Annotated in this window: 6 protein-coding genes and 2 pseudogenes; 3 read left to right on the top strand and 5 right to left on the bottom strand. The window is 58.8% G+C overall.

The window, feature by feature from the left end; translation table 11 throughout:
- Positions 1-7 precede the first annotated feature (7 nt).
- A complete protein-coding gene (locus ACVWW6_RS00560) occupies positions 8-1159 on the bottom strand; it encodes an alpha-hydroxy acid oxidase (protein ID WP_456679880.1) in 1152 nt (383 codons plus the stop codon).
- Positions 1160-1761: 602 nt separating this feature from the next.
- Here ACVWW6_RS00560 and pyc point away from each other — a divergent pair.
- Positions 1762-5233, top strand: a pseudogene (gene pyc, locus ACVWW6_RS00555) (pyruvate carboxylase).
- 746 nt (positions 5234-5979) lie between these two features.
- Here pyc and ACVWW6_RS00550 read toward each other — a convergent pair.
- The 4 genes from ACVWW6_RS00550 to ACVWW6_RS00535 form a co-directional block, all read right to left on the bottom strand.
- Positions 5980-6393: a hypothetical protein gene (locus ACVWW6_RS00550; protein ID WP_456679879.1), complete on the bottom strand. Its 414-nt coding sequence runs from the start codon at positions 6391-6393 to the stop codon at positions 5980-5982.
- A 397-nt stretch (positions 6394-6790) separates the two neighbouring features.
- Positions 6791-7117 (bottom strand): response regulator, encoded by a 327-nt coding sequence (locus ACVWW6_RS00545; RefSeq protein ID WP_456679878.1) that lies wholly within the window; start codon positions 7115-7117, stop codon positions 6791-6793.
- Between the two features lie 96 nt (positions 7118-7213).
- The gene (locus tag ACVWW6_RS00540) at positions 7214-7564 is read right to left on the bottom strand and encodes a cupin domain-containing protein (RefSeq protein ID WP_456679877.1); all 351 of its coding nucleotides are present in this window, start codon (positions 7562-7564) and stop codon (positions 7214-7216) included.
- A 27-nt stretch (positions 7565-7591) separates the two neighbouring features.
- Positions 7592-9043, bottom strand: a complete 1452-nt coding sequence (locus tag ACVWW6_RS00535) for an NAD(P)/FAD-dependent oxidoreductase (RefSeq protein WP_456679876.1) — start codon at positions 9041-9043, stop codon at positions 7592-7594.
- Positions 9044-9123: 80 nt separating this feature from the next.
- Here ACVWW6_RS00535 and ACVWW6_RS00530 point away from each other — a divergent pair, with 80 nt between their 5' ends.
- Positions 9124-10569 carry a PucR family transcriptional regulator gene (locus ACVWW6_RS00530; protein WP_456679875.1) on the top strand — a complete coding sequence of 482 codons (1446 nt, stop codon included), beginning with the start codon at positions 9124-9126 and terminating at the stop codon, positions 10567-10569.
- A 210-nt stretch (positions 10570-10779) separates the two neighbouring features.
- A pseudogene (locus ACVWW6_RS00525) lies at positions 10780-11967 on the top strand (porin); the annotation flags it as partial.
- Positions 11968-12086: the final 119 nt, after the last annotated feature.

Genomic DNA, 12086 nt, shown 5'->3' with positions numbered 1-12086 from the left:
GAGTGTTTCAGGAGGATCTGAAACGCAGATTGTCGCGCGATAGCTCGTTTACAGACTTGCAGCCCATCAACTTCATGCCGCGCTCTACCTCGGCACGCAACAACGCGAGCGCGCGCTCGACCCCAGCTTCCCCCGCAGCCGCGAGGGCGTAAAGATAGTACCGTCCGATCCCTACCGCCTTGGCGCCCAACGCCAGAGCCTTGATGATGTGCGTTCCGCGCTGGATGCCGCCGTCCATCATCACATCGATCCGATCCCCGACCGCATCGACGATCTCGGCAAGCTGATCGAATGCGGCGCGCGATCCATCGAGCTGGCGGCCGCCATGGTTCGACAGGACGATTCCTGCGCAGCCGATCTCGACCGCCTTCCTTGCATCGTCGGGCGACATAATGCCTTTGAGACAAAACGGTCCGTTCCAGATCTGTACCATCTCGGCGACATCGTCCCAGTTCATCGAGGGATCGAGCATCTCGGTGAAATAACGACCGATCGACATTGCGCCGCCGCTCATGTCTAGATGCTCTTCGAGTTGCGGCAGTTTGAATCGTTCGTGGGCGACATAGTTGATGCCCCACATTGGCTTGATGGCGAATTGGGTCATCCCACCAAGCGTCAATTTGAAAGGAATGCTGAAGCCGGTACGAAGGTCGCGCTCGCGGTTTCCGCCGGTGATGCTGTCCACCGTCAGCATCATGGTCTCGACTCCTGCCTCCTTGGCGCGCTGCATCATAGCCCTGTTCAAGCCACGATCCCGGTGAAAATAGAATTGATAGACTTGCGGCGTGTCGTGGGTCTTGCGTAGCTCCTCAAGACTAACCGTTCCCAGCGACGAAACGCCGAATAAAGTGCCGTGTTTTGCCGCTGCAGCAGCGACCGCGCGCTCTCCGCGATGATGGAAGAGGCGCTGCAGGGCTGTCGGCGAGCAATAGAACGGCACTGCAAGCCTCTGACCCATTACCTTCACGGACAGGTCGATATCCTGCACTCCGCGCAGCACGTTCGGCACGAGATCGCAGCGCTCGAAGCTTGCGCTGTTCCGCCGAAGACTAGCCTCATCGTCCGCACCGCCGTCGATGTAATTGAAGATCGGTCCTGGCAGTCGCGTCAGCGCGAGCTTGCGGAAGTCATGGAAATTGTGGCATTGTTCGAGCCGCATGGTCTAAATCCTGTTTGCTGATGATCAGCCTTAGGCCTCGGTCTGTTCAAGGCTCGGCGGTGTTACGCAATTGGCGATCGTTTTACCCATGAACCCGACTGACTCAAAGAGGGAAAGCTGAGAGTTCGGTTCGGTGAATACTTCAAGCTGGCGACCGAACATGGTGACCTCGGCGTCGCTTCCGAACTTAGGAAGAAGCAGACCAGCACGGACATTTTGACCCATCGGGTGCGATCAGCTCCGTCTCGTCACCTTGCGGGGCGCCCATGTCCGACTGGCCTGAGGTGTCATTCCCCTCAGGGCGCGACCAGCCTACGTCCTGCTGCATCGCCCCATTCATTCACAGTGCGATCTAGCGGCCCCTCAGGTTTCGGGCGAGCTCAATAAGGTCGTTATTTCCATTTCTAACGTTGGCGTTGAGAATTCTGCCTCTCAGCGCCAAACTGCGCTGAATTTCTGCATCCGCGGGGCTCTCACGCCCCAAGTTTGCAGGAAAACAAATCGCCCTTCCAGCTAGAAAGTCGTTGTCTACTAGGGAGATCGGAAGATGAGTGCCGCCTGGGTCTTGGAGTCATTCGCAAAGATGTGGCGGCAGGCTTGGGATGGTAATCGAGACCGAACTGCGGTCCATGCGAAATCTTCTTGTCGCAAACCGCTCGGAGATCGCAATCCGAATCTTCAGAGCCGCGTCCGAGTTGGGATTGCGGACATTCGCTGTTTATGCAGAGGAGGACAAACTCTCTTTGCATCGGTTCAAGGCCGACGAAGCCTACCAGATCGGCAAGGGCAGGGGACCGCTAGAAGCCTATCTTTCGATCGACGAAATCATCAAGGTCGCCAGAGAGCGCGCCATCGACGCGATCCATCCGGGCTATGGGTTTCTCTCCGAGAGCCCGGAGTTCGCCGATGCCTGCGCGCGCGAAGGCATCGTGTTCGTCGGTCCGGCCCCCGAGACGATGCGCACGCTCGGCAACAAGGTGGCAGCGCGCAATCTCGCAATCTCCTGCGGAGTGCCGGTCATGCCGGCAAGCGATCCGTTGGTCGACGATCCCGAAGCAATCTTGTGCGGCGAGGGCCATTGGCTATCCAGTGATGATCAAGGCCTCATGGGGCGGCGGCGGTCGTGGCATGCGGCCCGTCGAAAGCGAGGACCGCCTCGTCGACGCGGTGCTCAGCGCAAAACGCGAGGCGCGCGCGGCCTTTGGCAAAGACGAGGTTTATCTTGAGAAGCTCGTGCGCCGGGCACGCCATGTCGAGGTGCAGATCCTCGGAGACCGGCATGGCAACCTGGTTCACCTGTTCGAACGTGACTGCTCGATTCAGCGGCGCAACCAGAAGATCATCGAACGGGCCCCGGCTCCATATCTCGATGCGCAGACGCGTGATGCACTTTGCGCTGCCGCGCTCGAGATCGGCAGGGCGACGGATTATGTCGGCGCCGGTACGGTCGAGTTCCTGATGGACGCAGAAACCGGTCAGTTCTATTTCATCGAAGTCAATCCGCGCATCCAGGTGGAGCACACGGTCACGGAGGTAGTGACCGGTTTGGATATCGTCAAGGCCCAGATCAGGATCGCCGGTGGCGGTCACATCGGCAAAGCCCCCGAGACCGGAATCCCGCGGCAGGCAAATATCCGTTTGTTTGGTCACGCCTTGCAGTGCCGTATCACAAGCGAAAATCCAGAAAACAATTTCATCCCCGATTACGGCCGGATCACTGCTTATCGCGGCGCAATGGGGTTCGGCATCCGCGTCGACGGCGGCACGGCCTATTCCGGTGCAGTGGTCACGCGGTACTACGATCCGATGTTGGAAAAGGTTGCGGCCTGGGCACCGACACCGGACGAGGTCATCGCTCGCATGGCGCGAGCGCTGGCTGAGTATCGCATTCGCGGCGTAGCAACTAATCTTGCGTTTCTGCATAACGTGATTGACCATCCACGTTTCCGTGCCAACGACTACACCACGCGGTTCATCGACGAGACGCCCGCGCTATTCGATTTCAAGGCGCGCCAAGATCGCGCGACTAGGCTGTTAACCTGGATCGCCGACGTCACCGTGAACGGCCATCCTGAAACCCGTGGGCGGGTGAAGCCGGTCTCGGATGCACCGGTATCAAGCGTGCCGCAATTCGCAGATCCCCCGCCGAAGGGAACCCGACAGCTGCTGGAGCAACTCGGCCCCAAAGCGTTTGCGAACTGGATGAAGGCGCAAAAGCGCGTACTGGTGACTGACACGACCATGCGCGACGCTCATCAGTCATTGCTCGCAACACGGATGCGCACGAAGGACATCGTCTCGGTTGCGCCAGCGTATGCGGCCGGCCTGCCGCAGCTCCTTTCGGTCGAGTGCTGGGGCGGAGCGACATTTGACGTGGCAATGCGCTTTCTCGCGGAAGATCCATGGGAGCGCTTGACCGATCTTCGATCGAGGCTGCCGAACATCCTGACTCAGATGCTGATCCGTGGTGCGAACGGCGTAGGATATACCAACTATCCGGACAACGTAGTCCGGCATTTCGTTCGTGAGGCCGCGAAGGCCGGCATGGACCTGTTTCGTATCTTCGACTGCCTGAATTGGGTCGAGAACATGCGCGTCGCAATCGACGCCGTGGTCGAAAGCGGCAAGCTGGCGGAGGGGGCGATCTGCTATACCGGCGATATCCTCGACCCCAGTCGCACCAAATACGCACTGCAATATTACGTTGCCCTTGCGAAAGAGCTCGAGGCAACTGGAATTCATATTCTCGGCCTGAAGGATATGGCAGGCCTGTTGAAGCCCGCCGCGGCGCGCGTCCTGATCTCCGCACTGAAGCAGGAGGTCGGCCTGCCGATCCATTTGCACACGCACGACACCTCGGGCATTGCGGGAGCCACGATCCTAGCCGCCGTGGAAGCTGGGGTAGACGCGATCGATGCTGCGATGGACGCCATGAGCGGAACGACATCGCAGCCCACTCTCGGGTCGATCGTCGAAGCACTAGCGCGCACCGAACGTGACACCGGTCTTAGTCCGGATGCCATCCGCCGCATCAGCTTCTACTGGGAGGAGATACGGTCTCAGTATGCGGCTTTTGAAAGCGACCTCAAGGCTGGCGCCTCGGAGGTCTACCTGCATGAAATGCCAGGTGGCCAGTTCACCAATCTGAAGGAGCAGGCCCGATCTCTGGGGCTTGAGGCGCGCTGGCACGATGTTGCGAGGGCCTACCGTGCGGCCAACGACTTGTTCGGCGATATCGTCAAGGTGACGCCATCGTCGAAGGTGGTCGGCGACCTGGCGTTGATGATGGTATCACAGGGGCTGAGGTCAGAGGATTCGCCGCCGAAGACCGCGATATCGCGTTTCCAGCCTCCGTCGTGGAGATGCTCCGCGGCGATCTGGGCCAACCACCGGGAGGATGGCCGAAAGCCTTGCAGAAGAAAGCTTTGCAGGGGGAGACGCCGATCGTGGTCCGACCGGGATTGCTTCTGCCTGATGCGGACCTCGCCGGACTGCGCGACGAGGCGGAAAAATTTGCGGCCGTGCGCTCAATGAGCCCGAGCTCTCCGCGTATCTGATGTACCCGAAGATCTTCACCGAGTTCGTTGCAATCCAGCGCAAGTACGGTCCGGTGTCCGTACTGCCGACGCCCGTATTCTTTTATGGCATGAAAATTGGCGACGAAGTACACTGGAAATCGAAAGCGGTAAGGCACTGGTCGTGCAGCTAGTGGCGATCGGCGAGCCGCGCGAAGACGGGCAAGTCGAGCTATTCTTTGAATTGAACGGGCAGCCACGCGTCATCACCGTTCCTGATCGGGCCGCGGCCGCTACTGTCAAGGCACGCCGGAAGGCGGAGAGCGGGACTCCGGCCCACATCGCTGCGCCGATGCCCGGTGTGGTGTCGAATGTAAATGTCGTCAAGGATCAGGAGGTCAGGACTGGAGATGTGCTGCTTACCCTCGAAGCCATGAAGATGGTGACTGTGCTGCACGCGCCGCACGATGGAGCGGTCGCCGATCTGTTCGTCGCTCCCGGTGCTCAGGTCGACTCGAAGGATCTGTTGGTCGATCTGAGGCCAAGCCCGGCCACCTAGACCTGCGCCCGCTATAGAACGAACTTTTCGGCTCGCTGTCGGCAGTTTTCTTCCGCCTTCCCTCGAATTGAGACGATAGCGATGCGGCTCACTCGAAAGATCTGGTCTGGGCGAGCCTCGCGTAAGGTCCAAAGCCGATCGACCTACGTCGCGAACTCAGGCTCAATTTGGCGCCGATCATTGCCATCGGACATCACTGGTGATAATTCCAGCGCCTCGCCACCCTTCATGAGCTATTCTGCGAACACTGTTCGCTTCGCTCATGCCGTTTCGTTCTTGAGAGTTTCGTCTTGATAAGAATCTCCGCGGAGAAGATCACTCCTCGACTGGTCGGCACCACGGCGGTAGCCGGAAGCTGTCGGCATCGTAAGGGGCTGGAGCAATAAGCGCCAGTTTGCCGCTTTCATCTTGTATCTGATAAAATAGATGCGGCATTCCTAGTGAGAGATCATGGATGTGATCCGGATAAGGAATAGCCGCTTGCCAGCGAGAGTGATATTTGACGACGCCAGCAACGCTGCGATAAGCTGTTGCGCGCAAGGCGTCCGCTACCCTGCGGTGCTGAGCGAAATCTCCTGGAGCGCCCGTTCCGCCCGCGATTGAGGCCGCGATCGCGTGGTGTTGGACCGCATTGTAAACTTGGCAGCCAACCTGCGGCGTCGAGCTCGGTCCAAACCTCTTCCTGTATCGTTCCGCGAAGCGATTTCCATCCTCGTCGCGCAGAAGGCCTGTTACGGCACTCACGATTACCCGACAGCATCACTTCCAGCAATTTCAGAAAACGATTGATGCATTGCCCCATATTGGAGATACACGAGGCTGTTCGAGGGGCGCTCCATAAATTGACGCTGGAAATGAGCAAGGTCGACTGCGTAGAAGTGGGTATTCGCCACGGCGGCCGGATCAGTGGCATTTGCTTCTGCAATGATGTCGCGCCACTCGGTTCGCGACGTGGAGACGATCTCCGGGCCGTACGAGACGACCCAGCCGAACTGCGTTGCGACCCCCGCCATGGCATTGGCGATGACTATGCTGTAGGGCGTTGAGCCAGAAATGATCGCGAGGCGGTTGCTTGGCGGATTCCACCGCCCGGTGTTGCGCAGTGAGCACAGGAACTTTACGAAACCCTGCCCATACCAGTACTCCGCAGGGTTCGCCATGATGCAGCCGAACTACCGCTCGGGATTGCTCTGCACAGTGTCGTGGTGTTGCAGAAGCGTGTTATGATGAATGTAGATAATCCCGGCATCGGCGATCGGCTCATACTCGGAGTTCTGCGGACCGATGTTGTAATCGTTAATAGAACGCCATGCTCCTCCATGAGACGTGCTGCAGCCGACACCACTTCTTCCGCGCTTTGCCTGCCAGTATCCACAAAAATTGGCTGAAGCGGATGGCCGAGTAAACCGCCCTTCGCGTTGATTTCCTCGCACGCGAACTCACGCCGTTACGAAATTCGGCGCCATCGATCGCAAACGGGCCGGTGAGGGGCACCAGACTTCCGATAGGGATCGGGTGAGCGTCACGCGTCATCGCTTTTGCCAGCCTTTCTGCCCATTATCGCAGGTCTCTCCGCTCAAACAGCAAATGGTGCATCATTGCACGCAACCGAGGAGGGCTTACCGGCTTGGTTAGAAGCGGAAAACCGACTGCCGCGATTTGCTCTCTGATCCTTGAGTCGACATCTGCAGTGACAATCACAGCGGGAATGTCTCGGCCCAGGATCGAGCGGATAAGGCCAACGACCTCAGTCCCCAACGATCCACGAAGTCTGTAGTCCGCGATAATAAGTCGTGGCGGACTTTTGTCGATCATCATCAAAGCCTCAGCTTCTGAGGAGGCAGCAGTGACCGTCATGCCCCAACGACCGAGCAGTTCCTCCATCGCGCGACACACCTCGCCAAGAGACGACATTGAGCGCACGGCGAGCGCACTGCAATGGCGCATCCACGGTTCCTGACGAATGGCGGAACGAAACCTTCAGTAGATCGCGTAAACTTTCCGGATGGTTTCGGTCACATCCCAACGGCCGGTCCAACCAGGAGGAAGAACGACGAGATCCCCCGCCGTGATGGCGTGGGCCGTGCCGGTGATTTCGTCGGTGATTGTTGCGGTGCCTGACAGGATGAATGCCACTTCGGTGTCTGGGCGATTGTTGACGGGCCAACCTCCTGGTTGGCATTCCCATATGCCGATATTTCCGCCTGCGTTCGGAGCAATCCTCAACAGGCGGAGCTGAGGGTCGCCTCTGTCTGCTCCGGGCCGTTGACCGGCGGGCGGGAGCTGGCCGGAAGCGACATCGGTGCTTTTGATAAAGGTCATTGCTGTCATTCAGTCTCTTTCTTATCTGCGACGTCGTTAGTGTGCGCCGGTCAATGATTCGAGCACGTGGGCTATTCGGGAGGGGCGCTTGATCAGACGCTCCTCGGCGTCTCCGATAGAGGCAGCATAGAGCCCGAGATTCACGCCAAGCCAGCGAAAGGGCTCAGGCTCCCACTGTGGCGACCGATGATTAACGACAGGCAGGTGGTTGATCTCGTCGTCCCGCTCGAGGATGAGATTCCGAAGGACGCGCCCCGCAAGGTTGCTGGTCGCGACACCGTCTCCAACATATTGACCTGCCCATGCGACACCACTGGTACGGTCGAGGCCGATGGACGGATGCCAATCGCGCGGAACTCCAAGCGCACCGCCCCATCGATGGGTGACACGGATCCCGCTGAGACGAGGAAAAAACTCGATCATCGCTGCTTGAATTTTCTCGTGCACGGCATCCACAGTGTCGTACTTAGATGAGATCCTCGAGCCGAAGTGGTAAGGTGCACCCCTGCCTCCAAAGACAAGCCGCCCGTCCGCCGTCACTTGCGAGTAGGTCCGCAGATGACGCATATCATTGAAGGCGACACGATGATCGAGCTTCAACTCGGTTCGCAGATGTTGCGGCAGAGGTTCGGTGGCGAGCACCAGCGAGTACAGCGGGATGAGGGCGCGACGATACTCCTTGAACTGCGGCGTGAATCCCTCGGTCGCGCGAACTACGATATGAGCCCGAACCTTGCCACCGGGGGTGATGACGCTGCCTTTGCAAAAGCTTGTTGCGGAGGTGTTCTCGTAGATCTTGGCGCCGAAAGCCTCGACAGTGCGCGCGAGGCCGCGAACGAGAAGGCCAGGATGAACGACTGCGCAATGTTCGGTGTACAGTCCGCCGACGCATCCCTCGGCTGCTATCAACGCCGAGGCTTCCTGTGAATTCAAGAGCCGCCATTGATGCGGAAGGCCAAGGGCCTGGGACGACTGGATGGCAGCGCGGGCGCGACTAAGTTGCGCCGGCGACCTGGCCAACGACACAAGGCCTTGCTTCGAATATTTTGCGTCAATGCCCTCGTCGTGTAGTACGCGACCGATCTCGTTAACCGTTTCGTTCATCGCTGCCTGAAGCGCGAGCGCGGCGGCGAGCGACGAGGACTTGGCGACGTGCTGCAGCGAAAGCGGGAAAATTGCGGATGCCCACCCCCCGTTGCGACCAGACGCGCCGTACCCGGCATACTCTCGTTCAACGATGATCACGCGCAGGCGCGGCTCAGCCTTCAACAAGTAATATGCGGTCCAAAGACCTGTATAGCCTGCGCCGACAATCGCAACATCGGCGTCGATATCGGAGTCCAGTGCCTTTCGACGCCCAGCGTCTTCGTGCCAGAGGGGGACGTTCGGCAGACAAGTTAGGGCTCGGCTAACGGCCATTTTAAGAAACCGAATTTGAGGCTGCAGGCTTTCCATAAATGTTAGAGGCGATAACACCGGCCCGTCCATCGAGCACTTCTACAAAGGAGGTCGAAGTTGCTATACAATTGTCTAAACAGCCCCCGGATACCTCGAGGTATTTTCAGCAGATGATCACCGTGAACGGCCTCGTAGCCATCGATACTCTTGGCCTTTCTTTTCGGGCTGGCGGCGCGGGCGGGGATCGTCTGGTTACATGGGCGCACGCCTGCGACTTGCCCGATCCGTGGAGATGGGTCGCTGCCGGAGATTTGGTAATGACAACGGGTGCCGGCATCCCAACGGATCCCCTCGAGCAGGCCGACTGGCTCAATTGTCTGGCCGATAGGAACGTAAGTGCGCTTGTGGTGGCGGCGCGCGCCGACGCTCCCCAGATGCTCGAACAGATGTTGGCCGTCGCGGACGCACGCAAGTTCCCCGTGCTCGAAGCAAGCTTCGAACTCGAATTTGTCAAGCTTGCACGAAGAGTGATCGAGAGCGCGTTGCAATCCCAGCGAAACCGGCTCGAGGCAAGTCAACAATTATTCCAGTCGTATACCTCTGCGCTCCGGGAGCGTAACGACTTCGAGGGGCGTCTGGCCACGCTCGGGAGACGTGAAGAGTGGCACGTGGAAATCCGCGATCCGGTCAGCGGCGACCCTATCGCCTCATCGGGCGAGGCTCCGGCTGGCGGCGGAAAGCCGGAAACTGCGGACATTCCGGGCCGCGGGCGGGCGGTCTTAACGGTGCGGCATCGCAAGGAGAACAGGATTATCGATCCGCTTCTGGTCCACTATCTGGCTGGATTGGTCGCGGTCGAGCTTGAGCAACAGGCGATTGAGCGAGATCATCGCCGCGCCGAGGGCGAAATCCTCTTGCGCGATTTACTGGAAGGGGCGGTAGATTTCGCCGCCGCTCGCGCGGTGCTCGAGCGAAGAGGTTTGCACGGGCCACTTGTCGCTCTCGCCATCGATCCAAGCGGCCCGGCTTCGAGGGACTTGCAAGAGATACACCATGCGTATGCGTTGCGTTCGATAAGCCCCTTATTGCTGCAAGAAGATGTCACGATCGCGGTCGTGCCCGATCGGGAAGATCTCATCCGGACGATAGTGAGCGCGTTGGGCTCGGACTCCAAGGCGGGGATGAGTCGACCAATCATTGGTACAGGCTTCCTAGAGAGCGTAAATCAGGCAAGGCTCTCGCTTGCGCGTGCGCGCGAAGGCGAAGTTTGCCTGGTCAAATACGGATCAACCGAAACGCTTACCGCCTTGACACCCAAAACCCTCGCCGAGGCCCGCGACCTGGTGGATCGATACTTGGGTCCGCTGATCGAGTACGACCGCGATCATGACACATCGCTTTTGGCTACTCTCACCTCGTTTCTGAGCAATGATGGTAGCTGGAAGCTGACAGCCGTCAAGTTGAGCATTCATCGCCAGACACTCGTCTATAGGTTGCGCATGATCGAGCAATTGACCGGCCTAAAACCGGCTTCAACCTCCGGAACGACCGCATTTTGGCTTGCCTTGCAAGCCGGGCATTCGGCGGGAATCCTAGGTAAGCATGGCGGTCAATGACATTGCTGCACCGTCGTCAAATGCGCTCCAATACTCCTGGTAATCACCTAAGTGTCCAATGGCGGAGGCGCAACACCCGATCCTCGCAAAATAGAGTTTAAAGCGCGAACGGCGTCTCTTCTGGAGTGCCGTCGCTCTTTACGCAAGAAATGCAGCAGCTGACTATTGCGATAGTCGAGTGCCATATCTCTGGGCTCGCGGCGCGAGTTCGACGCTGCGTTCACATGGACGTCGGGCGGTTATAACGGAGCCGGCACAACTGCCGTGAATGGTTCGACAACTTACGGCGGAAGTGCGGCCGGAACGAGTGGCTCCGGTTCGGTCGCCGGTGGTGCTCTTGGTATTTATTTTGCCTTCATCCAGTTTGCTGGTTTTACCTTCGGTAAGGCCGCCTCGCAGTTCTCGAGCCCTTGGACCAACTATCCGGCGAATGGCTTCGATGGTATGCCGGGCGGCGGGGGCTACGATGCCGTCAACCAGATGACCTACACCGCCGATTTTGGACAGGGCATTACTGCTTCGTTCTCTGCTCAGGACCAGGTTGCCAACTACACGACGAACATCTGGAACGTGAGCGGTGCGACGGCCGCAGGTCTCGCGGCCGGTGCGTACGGCGCTAATGACATCGGGGGCACGCGAGCTCCAGACCTCGTCGCGATGCTTCGTGTTGATCAGGCGTGGGGCCTCTTCCAAGCGTCTGTCGCTGCGCATGATAACCATGTCGGTTACTATGGAGCGTCCGAGATTACCGGCCATCCAGACGACAAGTGGGGTTGGGCTGGTCAACTTGCATTGTCGATCAAGAACATTCCAACCGGCGCAGGCGACAGTATCAACGTACAAGGTGTGTATACGAAGGGGGCGAGCCGCTACAACTTCCAAGATTATATGTCGACCACGTACGCGATGTACGGTGGTACTGGTTTGCCCGGTGCTTACCAGAGCCTCGGCATTGGCGGTCTGTCGGACTCAGTGTTCGTCACCGGTGCTGGTCAGGAGCTGACTACGACCTACGGATTCAATGCTGGCTACACCCACAACTGGGATCCGCGCTGGGCCACGGCCATTTACGGTGCCTGGGCCGCTGTGCGCTACAACGACACGGCCAAGGGCTACATGTGCGGCGCGCTGGTCGCAAATCTCGGGCTATCGAGCGGCGTTGCTGGCTGTAATCCCGACTTTAACTATGCAGTTGTCGGTACGGCGACCTACTGGACCCCCGTCAAAAACCTGACCTTCATGGGCGAGCTCACCTATACCATGCTCGATCAGAAGTATGCGAGCGGAAGCACGGTCGCACTGCCCCTGCAGTCAGGTATCGCTAAGCCAGCAGCTTTGTACGAGCTTAAGGACCAAGGCAGTCTGACGTTTCGCCTCCGCGCTCAGCGCGTCTGGTGACAGTTTGTCAACTTAGAGGAAGGAGAAAAACACACGGTTCTATAGCTTCAACTTTAACCTCCAAGAAGGCCTCCGGTATGCCCACCGGAGGCCCTTTACCTTTGTTCAAAGTTTCGGCC

It is taken from the genome of Bradyrhizobium sp. USDA 3311, from assembly GCF_054062495.1.
Note: the sequence above shows the minus strand (reverse complement) of the source record. Positions and strands in the feature narration are given on the sequence as shown.